This is a genomic window from Leptothermofonsia sp. ETS-13 (genome assembly GCF_049200465.1).
In the GTDB taxonomy this organism is placed as follows: Bacteria; Cyanobacteriota; Cyanobacteriia; order Leptolyngbyales; family Leptolyngbyaceae; genus Leptothermofonsia.
Genome location: NZ_CP120836.1, coordinates 4,171,566 through 4,189,170 on the forward strand (window position 1 = coordinate 4,171,566; position 17,605 = coordinate 4,189,170).

Genomic DNA, 17,605 nt, shown 5'->3' on the forward strand with positions numbered 1-17,605 from the left:
AATAGGGAGCGAGTTGAGCGTAAAGAAATATTTCTCCCCCCGTTATGCGAATTGTAGCCTTCGTCCCTGGTGGAATTGGCGATCAAATCCTATTCTTCCCCACACTGGATGATCTGAAGCAGGTCTATCCCGAAGCCCATATTGATGTGGTCGTTGAACCCCGAGCCCAGGATGCCTACCGCGTATCCAAATCCGTTCAAGACACCATCCTGTTTGACTACAAAGATCGTAATAGCCTTGCAGACTTTGGCAACCTGCTGGGGACTATCCGCGAACGCGAATATGATGTCGCTATTTCCCTGGGACAACGCTGGGGGGTTGGGCTTTTACTGTGGTTAACAGGAATTCCCGTGCGGGTAGGCTATGCAGGCAGTGCAGGTCAAATCTTCCTGACCAACCCTGTACCGCTGAAACAAAATCAATATGCAGCGTGCATGTACCACGACCTGCTGAAGGGGTTAGGAATCAACACCCCCTGCCCTGAATTGTCAATTAGCGTTCCCACCAAAGACCTAGACTGGGCAGACGCAGAACGCAAACGCCTGGGAATCCAAAACAGTGGTTATGTTTTAATTCACGGAGGTGCAAGCGAATGTTCAAGAGCCAATGGCATCGACAAGATTTATCCGGTAGAAAGCTGGAAGGGAATCATCCAGGACTTTCAACGGCGACAACCCGACCTTCCCCTAGTGGTGATACAGGGCCCGGAAGATGCAGAATTCGTTGAAGAGCTGCTTCAGTCCACTTCCCAACTCAAAGTCACAATGCCAGAAGACATTGGGAAACTGGCAGCGATGATTGCTGGAGCCAACCTGATGCTGTGTACAGATAGTGCTCCCATGCATCTAGCAGTCGCTGTAAAAACCTATACCCTGGCATTGTTTGGTCCTACCGATCCAAAACGACTGCTACCTGACAGCAATCGCTTTGTTGGCATCAAGTCGCTTACCGGGCAAATGTCGGACATTTCTCCCCAAACCGTGCTGGAAAAAGTGTGGGGAGGTTGATGGGGAAATCTGCTAAATTCGAAATCTGCTAAATTCATTAATTTGCTATTCTGGCAGCAGTGCCCGGAACACTGCTTTGCTAAAGGGAGCGTTGGCGCTAACCCCATCGATCGCTGATTCTGGTTGAGAAACTGGAACCACTGCGGCAACCATACCCACGCTTGCAAAGATTGCAATAAGGTTGAGGATCACCCTTCGGGTGAGAATGGGAGAATTCATCATTTCTACCTGCGAAGATGGACATTCATCTGCTAAGTCGTTGCAACGAAGCCGTTTCTGCAAGGGCTGAATGGTGTCGCCCCTAATCATTAGACTGTGCACCCGATGAAATCGTTCACCATCACTCACTCACACTCACTTGCAATAGCAGCTTTCACAAAAATTTAGTGATATGGCTTAGCCATTAGGCTCAGGACGGAGCAGGGGTAAATTCCTAGTCAGACTTCGCCCCTATCCCCCCTTAAAACCAATGTTTTGAACAACCTGACGACCGCTAGAATGCGTTGATCGCCAACAGCAGGATCTGCCAGGGCGATACATACATAAGGGTTATCCATATTGGTCTGGCAAGACTGTTTTAAGGGATTGAAAATCCTCAAAACACCTTGGAAATAGACTGTATAGGAAATAGACTGTATAGATTTGAGCTTACCCTTCAAATCTATCCTGACGGACTAATAGTAATGAAAGGGTACCTAACGCTACTCTTTCACCAGCAAGCCGCAAGAGCTATACGGACTGTGACGTAGCCGTTTGAAATAAGTTCCTTTGGATGCGTTAAAGAGATTGCTCTGATAAAACAATCGCTAAAACCAGAACGAGCAAAAGGATTGGTGCCACTGCCAGAGTGAGCAAAATTGCAGGCGTTAATTTGGGATTCTCCATAATGAAGCCAATGGGTGAAGCCGCAAATTTTTTCAGTGCACTGGAATGACCGGCATGGTGGGATTCTGGCTCTTTGGGAGGTGGTTGAGATTCTGGTTGATTCATTGTTTTTTCCTTTAAAGGCTTTAATGGGTGTTCAATAACCCCGGTTGAATGGTGAGGTGTTTTTTCTGGGAAAAGAGATTTTATATCCCAGATGAAGCAGCCTATTGCCCATACTATCAATGTTCAGAAGGTGACTGATGACCACGCAAAATGGACCAGATCCCAACCGTCCCTATCCTATGGCGGATCATCGCCGGGTTTGTTTCATTAAAAATTTCATCAAATCCCCCAACATCATTGTCGGTGACTATTCCTACTACGACGATCCCGTTGATCCAGAAGGATTTGAGCGAAACGTGCTCTACAACTACGACAGCTATCGCCTGATTATAGCTCTACGCGGGTGCATTAGGACATTGGAATTAGAGAGGGAGTTGGGGCTTCGCCCCCAGCCAGGGGTTCCACCCCTGCACCCCGTCCTAACCATAATGACTACTGAATGACTACTGCTATATAACCATAATGACTACCGCTATATTGGTAAATGTTGTGCGATCGCCACCCATATCAAATTCATCATGAATGGTGCCAATCATAAGCTGGATGGCATTTCCACCTATCCCTTTCCAATTTTTGGTCACGGTTGGGAAATTGCGATGGAGCAATTGATGGAACTACCTGGCCGAGGCGACATCATCAATGGCTAAGTCCCTTATCTAAACCCAGAAAAACTAATTTACGGGGTTTTGAAGGGTTGCCACCTCTTCAAAGTCTGCAACAGTGGATCACTACTTTGATTGGCTATCCTTGGAATCGGTTTCAGAAGAGCCCATTCCATTGGTATACCGTTTAAGCAGAGTATTAAACACGCTGTCCACAAAGCGATCGCTAAAGCCAATCAGGAAAGAGAGAATCAAAATAACTTCATTCTTGATTCTTGATGGATCACCATCCGAGCCACCAGAAATTAAGAACAATCCCGAAATGAGTACCAGGTAAAAAGCTGAACTCAAAATGATTCCCTGAGCATGACGAGTAATCATCCATTTCCAGACATCACTAAACTTATAAATTTTTCTACGGTTAAATCGATGAATGGTCGCTGCAAAACTACCTATAAAGCTCCAGATCATGACTGAGAGGGGGATGATGCCTAAAAATTTGATTGACTGGAAATTAGTTCCCTGAAAAAACATAATTGGCGTACAAATAATCGCAAGTGTTACCAGAATAATGTAAGCCGTTACCATTCTGGTGGTCCGATTGCGACGCTTCCGGTCTTTGTCCGCCAGTTCTTCAAGCTGTAATCGACGGAACTCAATCATTCTCATTGCACCGATAATTGATTTGATTCTGCTGTCTAGAATATCTAGCTTGAGCAGTTCAAAATCTAACTTATCGGCAGTATCTCCGGTATTAGAATTTTCGATACCTGCTATCCGATTAATCGAACGAAATATCTCTTCAATCACTTCACAATTAACATTTGCCTCATTAACATATTCAGAATACTTAATTTTAGATACTAAAATACTAACAAGCTTCTCACGAGCCAGGATAGGAATGATTGAGTCACCAAATAAACCATTCATCTTTTCCTGCATCAAGTTCAGGTCACTATCGATTACTCTCAATCTTCCTATGACTTCTTTATTCCCTTGCTCTAACTGAATGCCAAATAGTTCGTTTAATTCCTCTTTAATTTCCTCTAACAAATGAGGATCAACGGATGCCAGTAGTTCTGTCATCACTGAATCTACTGGCCCTTTCTGCTTTTGTTTTAAGTTCGTACAGTAGTTTGACTGGGCCCGAAGTTCGAGCAGTGATTTGAGAACACTAAATACGGAAATTAACTTATCTGTTCGCTGATTCAGATGCTTAAGCGATAGCGATTCACCCCTTGAAGATTCGGAAGAGATAGGAACAACCGTATTCATGCTTACTACAGGTGAAAATAGATTTTCATATTAATCGTGCCAAATCTAGAGATACTTATGCAGTACCCCTTTGGGTAGTTCTGTTCAGCGTAATGTTGAGTTTCAGCGCGCATTCTTCTGCGTAGAATACGTTATTGTCAACGCAGTGCATCAATTTATCAACATGGAGATCTGGAAATGAACATAGATCAAAAAACTGAGAAACAAAAAATGCTGGCGGGGGAACTTTATCTTGCCAATGACTCAGAACTTGCAGGTGAAAATAAACGAGCGGTACGCCTTCTCTATTCCTACAGCCAAACAACTGTGGATGAGTCCGAACGACGGTTGCAAATCATTCAAAAACTCTTTGGCAGTGTGGGAGTGAATCCAACTATTGTGCCACCGTTTCACTGTGACTATGGCAGCAACATTTATATTGGCGATCGCTTTTATATGAATTATGGTGGTGTCATTTTAGACTGCAACACCGTTCATATTGGCAATGATGTTCTCTGTGCTCCCTACGTGCAAATTTATAATGCCTACCATCCCGTCGATCCAGCAGTGCGACTAACCGGACGGGAATTGGCAGCCCCAATCCGCATTGGCAATAACGTCTGGATTGGGGGGGCGCTATCATCTGTCCGGGTGTGACGATTGGGGACAATACCACCATTGGTGCAGGCAGTGTGGTGGTTAAAGATATTCCTGCAAATGTGGTGGCAGTGGGTAATCCCTGCGGTGTCATTCAGGACTGTAGCAGTCTAGACGGGATTGCTCTATGAGCAGGTGATTAGGTTTCAGGTGTCAGGGATAATTTCCCTCTGTTTCCATATAAATCCTCCTTGAATACCCTGCCTGGGATCGCGCAACCCGACATTTTGATTGATCTCAAAGGCGCAGGGTATCCTGGTTCCCCAGCATAATTCATCCTCTCCGGCGGGAGACAAAAAATCAATACCATTCACCTGTTTTTTAATCACTACAACCTCCCGTAGGGAAGGCGGTAACAGCAATCTTGAATAATCATATCTAAGATTGCTGGCTGTAACCAGGGTGGCTAGAAACAGGAGAAAAACCGGAAAGAGCCTGGCAATTTTCCTGGTATGGTCGTAGGTAAAGCCCTGAATTCGCTGGAAAACTGATTGGTGACCTGTGCTGTAAATCACTCCTGTCAATGCAGGCAGTAACGTCAGGTAGGGAAATACAAACCGGATAAAAGGAGCTGTTAATAGAAAGAAAATAATGCCTGAAATAGCGATCGCCATTACCCAGATAATCCCACCGCTCTGTTTATGGTGGACAATTGCTCCCAGGTAAATACTCAGTAATGCCGAAAGAGCGGTGAGAAAGGCAATTGCTTTATTGGGTGCGTCAGTTTCAAACCACTTCCAGAACAACCATAGCCAGCGATTACCGCCATCGGGAGGGGTACCGTACCAGGTTGTCCAGTTATGAGTCTTTTCGGCCACACTTCTAATGTGCTCAAGCGGTCGTGACCAGGGGAGATCAAAACACACAATGGTTGATGGATACAATGGGCATCCTGATGTCAGCGTGCCCGATAGAAGTAGTGGAAGCAGTAGCCCTACAACCACGCCCAACCCCAGAGCGATACCAGGCATGGTTAAGCGGCGGTCTGTAATGAAAAAGAAACCAGAAACAAGCAGCAGGGGCATGGCCGTTAGCTTGATTGAAACTGCACCCACCGCCAGTATGAGGGGAACGATGCGATCGCTCACAAGTGCAGATCTAGATGCTTTCGATGATGGGCTTTTACAGGCAATTACCAGCATTGCCCAACTCACAACCCCAACCAGAAGAAAATTTGGTAAATCAGGCGAAGGAGAGATCAAAATTTCTGCCATCAGCCTGTAACCTAGGCAAACGGGCAAAACCATTAACCAGAAAAAAGTTATGAACCACTCACTCAATTGCCCCTTGCCTCGGAGGATCGTTATTGCGCTTGTAACAAAATGCAGGGTAGCCACCCAGTAAATAAACCCGTTCGTCACCGCGATCGCCCGGCTGCCCAGCAGTTCAGGGTTCAAAGGGGCCGCCAGGGCAAACCAGGATGAGGTAAAGCCCAGGTTGCTAAGCACAAGGGAGAGTCCCGGAACAGTGCCAAACTTAGCCAACCATTGAATCAAATTGTAGTGATACAACCCCGTATCAATCCAGGTGACGGGTTGAGAGGTGATGGCCGCGATCGCGATCGCAAACCCTAACCCTCCCAGTAATCGCTTCAAGGTCAAGTGCTGCCAGAAAACGGCCAGTTCTATTTGCGTTTGTGGAGAGCAGAGGGACAGCAGACAAAGACTGGCAGCGATGAGTAAGCCTATCAACGGTGACAGTGGAACAACAATTGCAGTTGCTAGCAAAGCAATTGCCAGAACAACTATCCCTAACCACTCTGCAACGATCCAGCGATCGCCCGGTCGTTCAAAACAGGTAATCTGGAACCCATTCAAAATACCTGTTCCAATGACACCGCAGATAATTAGTAGCAGTACCCAAACGGCAATGAAATAAAGCATGTAGCTGCCCCCTGACCGGATCCATCACGTCATGTGCTCACGCCCAACTGAACTGTTTTGACGACTGATTTGCTCGCTCCCAGAAGAATCCAGATGCATTCGCCACCTGAGAAATGAAAAGCAATACAGCCAGAAACATGGCAGATTGAAGGTTGCATTGCCCAAATGGATAGGTGATGAGATGGAAATAGAAGGAGATGGGTTCTACTTTGAAACTTTCCTGGCTGCGCTGCGATCGCACCTGATGAAAACAGGATGCTCCCCGGCCATAGTTAAAGTGCTGTCTCCAAAAGGTTTTTAGCGTCAAATGATGGGAGTGGTAGATCTGAACCTTGGGCGCATAAATCATGGGATAGCCGTGGTGCAGCCAGCGATCGCAAAATTCCCGGTCTTCCCCAGCCGCCAAGGGGAAGCGGGTATCAAATCCACCCAGGGTACGAAATCGCTCAGCAGGCATGGCAAAATTGTTGGAGGCGAAGAAACCAGACTGGTGTGACTTTGTATTGTAATAGCTGTAGATGTAATCAATCAAAATTTGACTGGCCGTTGAATAAAGATTGTTGGATAAAGCATTGATTGTGTAGCCTCCAATCAGCGCTTCTGGAGCCCTGGCAAAGCAAGCAGCCATGTTTGTGAGCCAGTCGGGTGCGGGGGCACAGTCATCATCGGTAAAGGCAAGATACTGCCCTTTTGCATAATTGGCCCCGGTATTACGGGCATTGGCAGGACCGGCGTTGGTCTGGCGAATCAGAGTGATGTTGAGGGATGCCTGGTAGGGAGCTATCACCCGATCCAAAGGTGTTTTGCTACCATCGTCAACAATCACCACTTCAAAGCGATCGCGGGGATAATCCAGACGGGTTAATGCCTGCAAACAACTCTTCAGTCGATCAGGACGGTTATAGGTGGGGATGATGATTGAAAAAAAGGGTTGCTGTGTCATAGATGGAATGCTGTGAGGAATTGGTGAAAGATTGTTATTCGTGTCGATGCACTCAAGCATTTTGGTTGTTTGTTCGGGAAACCGCTAAACGGGCCAGATCCAGCACTTGCTGAAACAATTGGGGGGCTAGCAGACGAATTGTGAGTCCATGAATCATTGCTCCTAAGAATGTGCAAGTCGCCAGCAAACCAAATGGGTTGAGCCATACAGTCAACAGCTGTTTTGCACCTAAAATTGCCGTTGCCATAACCAATGCGCTCACCAGCGGAGTGATAAACTGGCGCAAGTAAAGTAAAAGCGGATCTTGAATTAATCGGCTTACGGCCCACTGTCCCACAGGGAAGGCGAGGTAACCCCGCAGCACATAGGCAAAGGCAACAGCCTGAATTCCAAATGGAATGGCGATCGCAAATCCAATTAAATTGAGAACAACATTGAGAACACTTAACCAGAACCACCAGGCAGGCTTTCCCATGGCAATAAAAACCGAACCTTTAAAGAAAGTAACCGCCCGCAACATTCCCATCAGTGCCAGGATTTGCATCAGAGGGATAGAAGGTTGCCACTGTTTGCCAAACAGGAGTAGAACCAGTTCTGGAGCAAGGGTAGCCATTCCTAAAAAGGTAGGAAATGCCACGGTACTGGTTAGCTGAGTTGCGGTGTAAAATGCCCGACGAAATCGCTCTGGTTCCGTTTGCAATCGGGAGAAGGTTGGTAGGGCAACATCCCGGCTGGTACGAACTAACAACTGAGTCATTACTGTCAACACCCGGTAAGCAACGCTGTAATAACCCAACGCGATCAGGCCAAGAAAATAGCCAATTAGAAAATCATTAATGCGAGTGTTGAAAAAGTTGAGGACATTGAAGCCCATGATGTTGATGCCAAATCCAAACAGTTGACGGAAGTGGGGCATTGAAACCTTGAATCCAGGTCGCCAATTGCTGGCACTCCACAACATCAGAGTTCCGATCGCTTCATGCACTAATCGTTGAATAACTAAACTCCAGACTCCAAACCCCAAAAATGCCAGGGTAATCCCAACGGCACCGCCAGCGATTGTTCCTACTAACCAGCGCAGCGCGATCGCCTTAAATGCAAATTGACGTTCAAGGATTGCTTGCTGAACCCGGCTGAACGCAGAGATGACAAATACAGGGGAAAGGCATTGCAAAATGGGTGCCAACAACGGTTGTTTGAGAAATTCCGCTACCCATCCGGCGGAAGCAAAACCAATCAGGGTGAGACTCATTCCAATCGCTAAACTAATCCAGAAAGCCGTATCTAAATGCTCCGGTTCCAGTTCTTGCCGTTGAATAATCGCCTGGGCAAATCCCTGTTCCAGTAAGAGTTGCATGAATACCAGAAACACATCTGCCAGTGCCACCAGGCCAAAATCTTGAGGTTGTAGCAGGCGAGCCAGGATAAAGAAAACAATCAGAGAACCCGCCTGACTGCCCCAATTCTGAATGGTGGTCCAAACGACACCTTTAACTGCCTTTTGCTTAATGCTCATCCCCATACCCTAAGCCCGCCACACCATCGATCGCCACATCCACCGCAACTTGCCGACGCCCTTATGCAGCACATAGGATGGCAAATCTGAAGATTTACTGGCGATCGCTTGTAAAAGCCCAAATTGCAGATCGGTGGGATTGAAGGGGTATTGCAACAACTCAGGTGCCACTCGTTGAATCAACTCAACTTGCACCAGAGAACCGAGGCGATCGCGTTCCTGCAATCCCAATAGCAGGGCATAATTGCGGGCGGCATTGAGGATAGGGAACCGCTCCAGTTGATTCAGGTCATACAGTTGCTCTTTAGAACTCAACCAGCCAGCCTGACGTTGCTCAATAAAAAAGCGATCGCGCCAATCCAAATGTGCTTGAGGATAATTCAGCACCCACTCCAACCATGCCTGTAAACCTGCTGTCGCAGTTGAACCGGAAGGTTCCTGAAAAAGTTGAGCGATTTGTTTTGCAGTGGTTGCAGCTTCCTCAATGGTGGCCGGGAGGCGACGCAGAGAAGCAAATCCACTGGCGATCGCAAACCCATGCCCACCAAAAAAAATCCCTGAAATACCATCCCGCACCCCTTTTAGAAAGGGTTCAGCATCTCCATCTGAAATGTGACCAGCCGTATGGTCTACTACGAGCTGTTTGCGCTCTGGTTGACGAGGTGCCCCGTGAAAGAAGTGATGTTTATAACCACAGGCATGAGCCAGCTTTGGTGGCAATACCCGATCCGCCACCGACATGCGGGCAGCAACCCGTGTAAATGGTTGAACTTGAATGCCCGCATAGTGGCATAGTGCCAGCATTAATCTTGAGTCATAGCCTGCCGTCAATCCCAACCAGAGCTGGCTTTCAACATCGGCCAGTCGCTTTAATGTCGTTACTAAACTTTGTTGAACCCAATCCAGCGTTTCCTCATACCCACGGGACGGATCGATGGGTGGCATGAGCGGACGCGGCTGAACAGAATGGATATTCAGGTCGAGGATCTGGCTGGCTAAGAGCCGTTGCATTCCCTCAAAGCGCGATCGCGGCGGAGTGTACCAGGAAATTCCGACTTCGTATTGTAAACAGCGCGGGTCTGCGATTGGGGAAGTATGGGGATGCAAAATCGGCACTAACAATGCCGGACTGCTCGATACCCAGAGCTGATCGCCAAGGAAGCCGTAGAAGCAGCCCAATAGCCCACTGGCATCCATGTGTACCTGTCCCTGCCCTACCAGCACCCAACGCCCGGCCCAACTGCTGTACAAATCAAGAACCTGCGCAGTGGGCGTGCGGGCAATTTCGTTGAGGGGCATCTGGCGATCGCTCAATGATTCGATTGCCAGCCCCAACAGAACCCAACGATTGCCTTCTGCATCGGTTACCCAACCCACCCGCAAGTCAGGACAATGGGACAGCCAGATTGAATCCTCCAGTTGCCAGGTGTGCCAATCTGGATAAACCTTGACTGGCTGTGAACCGAGAATAAACTGGCGGCGATGCGGGCGGATAGTCGTTGCCCTCGGATGGATACTGTCCACTAGTTTTAATTCTGTGTCATTCATCTATAGCAGTCCTAAAATCAGTCATGAGATTGAGAGGCTTTGTGAGAAAAGATTTTGCAGGAATCCTTTCTCACAATCCAAATAGGATCGCTATATCGGACATCCTGGAGTTGGGCGTTTTCTGAAATTGAAAAAGCCTAGGAGAAACCTTGTTGGCGCACTTGCTGTTGAATTCGAATGTGGCGATCGGTCAAAAATCGATTGAGATAGTGTTCTACTTTGGCAAAGGCTCTTGTCAGAAACCGGTTGCCAGCTCCAAACGTCAACCAGCGAACAAAAGGCTCAATGATGGTGCCATATCGTCGCCAGCCAAGTTTTTTGTACTTGGATTGAAAATAGCCATCTTCGGCTAAGTTCCACTTATCCCGCAGCCGATGTAAACTTCCCAGAGTCCAGGCATCGCTCCAGCGCAACATGTAATAGTGCAAATCCGATAGCTCCAGAGGCGGACCCGGTACATAGGTGACAACACAATCTGGCTCAAAATAGACCGTGCCTCCCATTTGCCGCACACTCATGCAGAAATCCAGATGCTCTTTTGTGTTGAACAATTGCTCATCAAGAAAACCGAGGCGATCAAAAACTTCCCGGCGCACCAGAACACAGTGAAATTCTGCCAGTTCGGTTTCCTGGCGTTGCAGCCGGGGACGAAGCTCAGCAACTTTCTGCCCCTGCTGGTACATCTTCTCCCGCAGGCGGCGCCTACCCGTACTGTCCACCCAGACGTGGGATTCTCCCCCCGCAAAGTGAACCTCGGTATGGAGTGGTTCGTGCTGACACATTAGGGGACCGACAACCGCCGCCTGGGTTTCCTCTGCGCACTGCACCAGCGCTTCCAGCCATCCCGGTGACACAATCACATCGTTGTCAACAAAGACAACGTAACGGGTGTTCGCGTGAGTAAGCCCCAAATTCCTGGCCTGGTTGGGATAGAGGTAGTAATCAGTCCGAATCAGGTGGAATGATTTTTCCTCAGCCTGAGCTTTCAGGTATTGCTGCACTTTAAACGGAGCGTTGCCATCGACATAGACGAGCTTGAAAGGCAGGGTCGTATGTTCATAAATACTTTCCAGCGATCGCTGCGCACAACTAAATCGCTCCCGCGGAACAACCACAATTGTAACTAGAGGTTCATTGGCTAAAGTCATCTTTCCAGTTCACTTGTATTCAAATGACAATTAGCAGGAGGCAACGGGCTACGGGCAATAGGGGTTAGGGAGAAGAGGGAGGAAAGAAGAAAGAAGAAGCCAGGAGCCAGGAGCTAGGAGAAACGCCTGCCGCCTGGCTCCTGTCGCCTTCAAAATCTTGCGGCACTTCAAGCACCTGCTGATACAGTTCTACGAGGCGATCGTTTAATTGATTGATGTCGTAATGAGTTTCGATATAGGTACGACCTGCTTGGCCCATTTCGCTCCATCGTTCTGGATGCTCGATTAAATAACCAATGCGATCGCCCAGTGCAGCCACATCCCGTTCAGGTACCAGGAAGCCAGAAATTCCATCTTCAACCAGTTCGGGAATGCCGCCGTGATGGGTGCTTACTACGGGCAAACCCATTGCCATCGCTTCTTTCAAAACATTTACGGGAGCATCCTGATTTCCATCTCTGGCGGTGACACAGGGAGCCACAAAAATGTGAGAGCGATCCAGAATCTCAATTAAGGCTTGCTGCGATTTTTGCCCCAGTAGTTTGATGCGATCGCCCACTCCCAGGGTGTCAATCAACCGTTGTAAAGGCTGCCGCAATTTTCCATCCCCAACAATGTTGTACTCAAGGGTAGGATGGGTTTTCAGCAATTCTGCGATCGCCCGAATGCTGTACTCAATCCCTTTCTTCTCTACCAACCGACCTACAGTGACAATTCGAATCACGCCATCGGGGGAAGGTTGGCGAACGGTGAAACGAAAACGACTGCAATCAATCCCGGAGCCGTGTACCTTGATACGAGCAGGATCACACCCAATCTGAATCGCCGCTTGTCTGAAAAACTCACAGTTCGCCAGAAAGAAATCACCCTTTTGGAAAAGCTGGCGATAAACTCCCGCTCCCTTTTCTTTCACATAGGTACTGATGTCATAGCCACGGAAGGTTGTGATCAGTTTTCCTTGAATGGCTCCTGCTTCACGGAGAGACAATCCCGTTAAGCCATCGGTGCCAAATTGAGCATGAATAATATCGTAGGGTTCCTTATCCAAAAGGGGAGTGATGGCATAGAGCAGCCACAGCGAGGCCGCACGGCTCCCATGTTTGAAGAAGTTGAGCGATCGCCAGACCAGTTCAGGGTTTTTCTGCCTGCTGGCATGGAATAGTTGGATGCCCTTGAACAATCGTCCAATCAGATTCCGGGGAATCGTTGGAATATAATACGTCCGTTCTAGCAATTGATACTGATTCACATCCGGATGAACCTGGGTGGTATTTCCTTGAATATGGGCATAGATATCGACTTGATGACCCCGATCAATCAAGCCAGTAATCTGATTCAGAACAAAAGTTTCTGACAAAACAGGAAATTCCCACACAATAAACGCAATTCGCATGGTATCAATTGCTCAAAACAACCAGAAGAAGACGCGCATACAACCCTTCTTTAGAGATCAACCTCGTGCAGAAACCCCTCCAAGCTTCAGTCGTAACATCTCATAGGCACTGATGTAGCGCACCAAAATCATTACCCCCCAAACCTGTATTTTTTGTTCAAGGCTTTGCAGACGTGTGTCTTGTAGGGTGTTCCAGAGAAACATTAAGGGAGGGACCAGACTCTTGAAAAAAGCATCCAGAAATAAAAGGTTTCGCTTCAGAAGCGAGGATTGTTTCATCCGCTGTGAGTCATAAATTCCGCCAACGAGTCGAACAGTGCGTCGATACAGGTCCTGGAAAGACGATCGCGCCGGGTGAGCCACCCATACATCCTCTGCATACATCTGCTGGTAGCCCGCCTGATACACGCGCCTGCCCCATTCCAGATCTCCACGGGCTTTTAAGTGGGGATTGAATGCACCCACTCGATCAATGACGGTTTTGAAGGTAAAAACATTGGCAGTTGCTCCCCCTTTTTGCTCCTTCAAAAGCCGTTGTTGGGGAAATGCAGTGACCTTCTCGTAGAGGGCAACGGGTGTGATGCGATTGTCTTCAAAGAACACCTCAATCCGACCGGCAACCAGCCCCAGATGAGGGGATTGTTGTAACCGCCTAACGCCCTTCTCTAACCAATCACTGGCAGGAATACAATCTGCATCGGTAAAGGCGATAATCTCTCCCCCGGCCAGGGCAATTCCCCGATTGCGGGCAGCGTAGGAACCTGGATGGGGTTCACTGGCCGCGATCGCGTGGGGAAAATTTGCTACGACTTCGGCAATCTTCTCTGCTGGATCAGAGCCGTTATCGATCACAATCACTTCATATCGATCGCCCGGATAAGACTGTTGCTCCAGCGCATTCAGACATTTCCTGAGTCGTCTGGCATCATTAAAAACTGGAATCACAACCGATACAAAGGGGACCAAAGATTGTGCCATCGCCTTTACACCTCCGATGTTGCGGGAGTGAGATAGCCTCCATCTCTGTTCTGAAGTGGTTTCTTCCATTCCTCCTTTGTAAATTCTTCGTAGTAGGAACGTTCAGTATTGACGTTCCAGAGATCGTGTTTCTCCCCTAAGATATTTCTGGCAGCTAACATGCCCGTCAACATGGAATGATCCTGGTTGTTATAGCGGTGCATGCCGTTACGACCAACCGTTTGCAGGTTTTCAAATGTCTTCAGATAATCCTGAATTACCTGCAAATGCTTGCGGTATTCACCGTCATAGACCGGATACGCCTTTCGCTGCCGGATGACCACGCCATCTTCCACATCTCCAGGCTGAACACCTAAACCCAGCGCGATCGCCTCCTGGCTGGCCAATTCAATCAGTTCCTTGTCTGACAACGCCCACAAGCCATCTCCTTCACTACAGAAATATTCCATTCCCAAACAAGTTTTGCTCAAGTCGGGAACCATCGCCGGACTCCAGTTTTTGAAATTCTGAATGCGTCCGACTTTGAACTCTGGGCTGTGAATATAAATCCAATTATCTGGAAACAAATCGGGTTGATTAATGATCAGCGATACGATCAGAAAATCGCGGTATTTCAGTCCCCGTGCAGCTTCCAGGATATGCTCCGGTGGCAGTGGATCGAGTCGGTGTAATAATGCCGTGACTGGCATACTGGAGACAAACTGATCACCCCTAATTTGAAAGGTGCGATCGCCCTGTCGTGCGGTAATGCTTTTAATTCGATTGCCATCCCGTTCGATCCGGGTCACGCTTGTGTTCAAGTGAACCGGAGCACCATGGCGTTCCAGAATTTCCTGACACCGTTCCCACATCATGCCCGGTCCCAAAACCGGATAATCGAATTCCTTGATTAAACTCTTTGCATTCTGGCTACCAAACAAGGCGTTGATCACTGCCCGTTTGAGCGACATTCCCTGAATCCGTTGCGCGGCCCAATCGGCTCGAATTTTACTGCATGGAATTCCCCACACCTTTTCGGTATAGGTCTTAAAAAAGATGCGGTAGAGATGTTCACCGAAGCGATCAGTAACCCATTCCTCAAAGGTTTCTGGTTCAACGCCTGGACGTAGCCGCGCCTTGATCCGGGCTCGCAGATAACTCATCAATACACAAAAACTGCATACAACGCCCAAATTCGATATTGTATTGATCAGGGAAAGGGGATAGTTGAAAAATTTGCCCTGGTAGTAGATCCGCGAGAGACGAGGCACTTTGATCAATTCGTCTCCCAGGATTTCCTGCCAGATTTGTTGAACTTCACCAATTTTGGTGAAAAACCGATGCCCACCAATATCAAACCGATAGCCTTTATAGGTTTCAGTACGGGAAATGCCACCTACCCTATCCGCCTGTTCTAAGACAACTGGCTTAATTCCCTGCTTGACCAGTTCGTAACCTGCTGTCAATCCAGCCGGACCCCCACCAATAACCACAACGGAATGGTGAACCATCGATACCTCCGAAGACATTTTCTTGTGCTAAATTTCTGTGTTTCGCGTTATGACTTCGCTACGTCCGGCAGAAGCATCTTTTCAGTACCTGGTTTGCGAAATGCATAATAGCGAATGGTTCCAACAGCAAAGGCCAGCCCTCCATAGAGGAAATACAGCCAGTGCCAGGGAATGGTTTTGATGGCAAAGAGCAGCCCTCGTTTACGGTAGAAAAACCGATAAACAGGCAGGTTAATGAGCAAGAGCAGCAAACCAAAGACGCTTGCCAACGCCAACGCTGCGATGCTCCACCAGGCTGCAATCAGAGCAACGATGATTCCAAATGCCAGCATCAGGCTGATGCGGCTGGAAACTTTCAAATTCAAATCATTGACAAACTGGCGATCGCGCCAGAGCAACTCTGTCCACGGCAGGGCACGGTAGAAGAATTCTGCCTTCAACAGGGAAACAAACTCCCACCGTTTCAGATGCTTGACCTGAACCGTTTTGCAAAGTTGAATTCGATGACCTGCTCGCTTTAAGCGATAGCCGAGTTCAATGTCCTCTACAGAAGGGTAACGGTACGACTCATCGAAGCCACCTATCTGAAGGAAGATTTCTCGTCGAATTACTCCACAGGCTCCCCAAAATGTGGATGCCTCTTCGCAACCCACCTGATGGGTGTAGTGATGAAACAAATTTTTGTACTGAGACAGAAAGTTGGAGGTGCCTGGAGCATCGTCATAGGAACCAATGAGAGCCGTCAGATCCGATTGTTGATTGAAAATCTCGATGATTTGACGAAGGGTTTCTGGATGCAAAGTAACATCTGCATCCATGAAAAAGAGTAGGTCACCTTGAGCAACCCTGGCTCCCAAATTCCTGGCCCGTGCTGGTCCACCAGCTACAGGCAAGTTCAAAACTTTAGCACCAGATGCCTGTGCCCAGCGCAACGAATCATCAGTTCCACCATCGACGACAATGATGATTTCTTTTGCAAGTTGGGCATATTGATCCAGACTGGACAAACACTGGCGGAAATTTTCACCCCCCATTGTGCACTGGAATCACAATGGAAACAGTTGGTAAGGAAGCATCCGGAGAACTGCCTGAAGTACTGGAATTCATTACTCGGTGTTCGTAAAATAACTCGACTTTTGGAACAACGTAAAAAGCAATCGAAATAGTGAGAAACTGGTAGCAGACTAGTTTCTAGAAATAGGTTTAATCGCTAGTCTCGCAATTAACATTCAGCTCATAAACCTACGAAATTCAACTGGCAATGCACGAACTGTTGAGTAACTCTCTCAAATCAGGGAGCATAATCCATTCAACAAGTTCTAATGAAAAGAAATCTCCTGCTTGGAAGGAGTACTTACTTTGTAATAGTTGAATATACGGACGTTAACAGTCATGAGAAGCTTCTCATATTCATAAAAGCTTCACTCAACATTCATTAATCCCTGGAGTTGTAAAACTTATGTTAAGTTCAGCTTCCCGACTGCCCCCAAAAACACCTGTTGCACTCGATCCAGTTCCAGATCGGAGAGATAATCCACTGTCCAGTTGGCTCTTCGTTGCAGCATATGAAAGGGATAACTGTTAGCCACAGCCACCACTGGAATACCAGCTCGTTTCGCCGCTTCAATTCCAGAAAAGGTGTCTTCGATCGCCAGACACTCCTGGGGCCTCAAACTGAGGTTAGGAAACCGCTGGTTCAGGCGATCAATGGCTTTTAAGTAAATTTCCGGTTCAGGTTTGCTGGAACTAACTTCATCTCCGGAAACAATCACTGAAAAATACTCACTCAGTTGCGCCCGCTTTAGCACCAGTTCAATTTCAGACCGAAGGGCACCACTGACCACCGCTAACTTGACCTGGGTTGCCCGGAGCTTGAAGATAAAATCATCTAAACCCGGATAGAGTGGGAGTTTTTCTAACGTTTCCAGTTCTTGCAGGTACATCCGTGCTTTGCGGGCAATTAACCCATTCAGGTAAGTATCCGTCAAAATCCGGCCCCGATTTTTGAACAGATCGATAAGACAGGCGCGATCGCTTCTTCCCAGGCAGATTTGGCGAAACTCTCCCTGTTTAGGACGCATATTCTCCTCAATCAAAAGCTGGTTGAGCAGCTTCTCATGAATAGGCTCGTCATCAATGATGACACCATTAAAGTCAAACAAAACTGCCTTGAGAACCATGAGGAGTTGTACGCTA

The 17,605-nt window shown here is 47.8% G+C and carries 16 protein-coding genes and 2 pseudogenes; 5 read left to right on the forward strand and 13 right to left on the reverse strand.

Going from position 1 to position 17,605, the window contains the following annotated elements; genetic code table 11:
- Positions 1-44: 44 nt before the first annotated feature.
- Positions 45-1,007 (forward strand): glycosyltransferase family 9 protein, encoded by a 963-nt coding sequence (locus tag P4D80_RS18960; RefSeq protein ID WP_421655566.1) that lies wholly within the window; start codon positions 45-47, stop codon positions 1,005-1,007.
- Between the two features lie 45 nt (positions 1,008-1,052).
- On the opposite strand, the gene P4D80_RS18965 is transcribed toward P4D80_RS18960, so the two are convergent.
- Positions 1,053-1,229: a hypothetical protein gene (locus P4D80_RS18965; protein ID WP_421655567.1), complete on the reverse strand. Its 177-nt coding sequence runs from the start codon at positions 1,227-1,229 to the stop codon at positions 1,053-1,055.
- A 555-nt stretch (positions 1,230-1,784) separates the two neighbouring features.
- On the reverse strand, positions 1,785-1,997 hold the full coding sequence (locus P4D80_RS18970) for a hypothetical protein (RefSeq protein WP_421655568.1): 213 nt from the start codon (positions 1,995-1,997) through the stop codon (positions 1,785-1,787).
- Between the two features lie 137 nt (positions 1,998-2,134).
- Here P4D80_RS18970 and P4D80_RS18975 point away from each other — a divergent pair.
- A pseudogene (locus P4D80_RS18975) lies at positions 2,135-2,308 on the forward strand (chloramphenicol acetyltransferase); the annotation flags it as partial.
- Positions 2,309-2,461: 153 nt separating this feature from the next.
- Positions 2,462-2,578, forward strand: a pseudogene (locus P4D80_RS18980) (chloramphenicol acetyltransferase); the annotation flags it as partial.
- Positions 2,579-2,725: 147 nt separating this feature from the next.
- Here the strand turns inward: P4D80_RS18980 and P4D80_RS18985 are convergent.
- Entirely contained in the window at positions 2,726-3,874 is a 1,149-nt protein-coding gene (locus P4D80_RS18985; RefSeq protein WP_421655569.1) for a hypothetical protein, read from the reverse strand.
- Positions 3,875-4,051: 177 nt separating this feature from the next.
- Here P4D80_RS18985 and P4D80_RS18990 point away from each other — a divergent pair, with 177 nt between their 5' ends.
- Positions 4,052-4,510, forward strand: coding sequence for a sugar O-acetyltransferase (locus P4D80_RS18990; RefSeq protein ID WP_421655570.1), 459 nt, complete (start codon positions 4,052-4,054; stop codon positions 4,508-4,510).
- A complete protein-coding gene (locus P4D80_RS18995) occupies positions 4,507-4,641 on the forward strand; it encodes a hypothetical protein (RefSeq protein WP_421655571.1) in 135 nt (44 codons plus the stop codon). The genes P4D80_RS18990 and P4D80_RS18995 overlap by 4 nt, the downstream gene beginning before the upstream one ends.
- Before the next feature lie 15 nt (positions 4,642-4,656).
- On the opposite strand, the gene P4D80_RS19000 is transcribed toward P4D80_RS18995, so the two are convergent.
- The 10 genes from P4D80_RS19000 to P4D80_RS19045 all read right to left on the reverse strand — a co-directional run bounded on the left by P4D80_RS19000 (position 4,657) and on the right by P4D80_RS19045 (position 17,589).
- Positions 4,657-6,393, reverse strand: coding sequence for an LIC_10190 family membrane protein (locus P4D80_RS19000; protein ID WP_421655572.1), 1,737 nt, complete (start codon positions 6,391-6,393; stop codon positions 4,657-4,659).
- A 37-nt stretch (positions 6,394-6,430) separates the two neighbouring features.
- Entirely contained in the window at positions 6,431-7,336 is a 906-nt protein-coding gene (locus P4D80_RS19005) for a glycosyltransferase family 2 protein (protein WP_421655573.1), read from the reverse strand.
- Positions 7,337-7,388: 52 nt separating this feature from the next.
- Positions 7,389-8,852, reverse strand: a complete 1,464-nt coding sequence (locus P4D80_RS19010) for a lipopolysaccharide biosynthesis protein (RefSeq protein ID WP_421655574.1) — start codon at positions 8,850-8,852, stop codon at positions 7,389-7,391.
- Between the two features lie 9 nt (positions 8,853-8,861).
- Positions 8,862-10,400, reverse strand: a complete 1,539-nt coding sequence (locus P4D80_RS19015; RefSeq protein WP_421655575.1) for a hypothetical protein — start codon at positions 10,398-10,400, stop codon at positions 8,862-8,864.
- A 137-nt stretch (positions 10,401-10,537) separates the two neighbouring features.
- Entirely contained in the window at positions 10,538-11,548 is a 1,011-nt protein-coding gene (locus P4D80_RS19020) for a glycosyltransferase family 2 protein (RefSeq protein WP_421655576.1), read from the reverse strand.
- Between the two features lie 64 nt (positions 11,549-11,612).
- Positions 11,613-12,941, reverse strand: a complete 1,329-nt coding sequence (locus P4D80_RS19025; protein WP_421655577.1) for a glycosyltransferase — start codon at positions 12,939-12,941, stop codon at positions 11,613-11,615.
- Between the two features lie 57 nt (positions 12,942-12,998).
- Positions 12,999-13,919, reverse strand: a complete 921-nt coding sequence (locus P4D80_RS19030) for a glycosyltransferase (RefSeq protein WP_421655578.1) — start codon at positions 13,917-13,919, stop codon at positions 12,999-13,001.
- A 5-nt stretch (positions 13,920-13,924) separates the two neighbouring features.
- Complete coding sequence (locus P4D80_RS19035) at positions 13,925-15,427, reverse strand: NAD(P)/FAD-dependent oxidoreductase (protein WP_421655579.1); 1,503 nt, start codon at positions 15,425-15,427, stop codon at positions 13,925-13,927.
- A 29-nt stretch (positions 15,428-15,456) separates the two neighbouring features.
- Positions 15,457-16,443 carry a glycosyltransferase gene (locus tag P4D80_RS19040; RefSeq protein ID WP_421655580.1) on the reverse strand — a complete coding sequence of 329 codons (987 nt, stop codon included), beginning with the start codon at positions 16,441-16,443 and terminating at the stop codon, positions 15,457-15,459.
- Positions 16,444-16,866: 423 nt separating this feature from the next.
- Positions 16,867-17,589 (reverse strand): HAD family hydrolase, encoded by a 723-nt coding sequence (locus P4D80_RS19045; RefSeq protein ID WP_421655581.1) that lies wholly within the window; start codon positions 17,587-17,589, stop codon positions 16,867-16,869.
- Between the last annotated feature and the right edge of the window lie 16 nt (positions 17,590-17,605).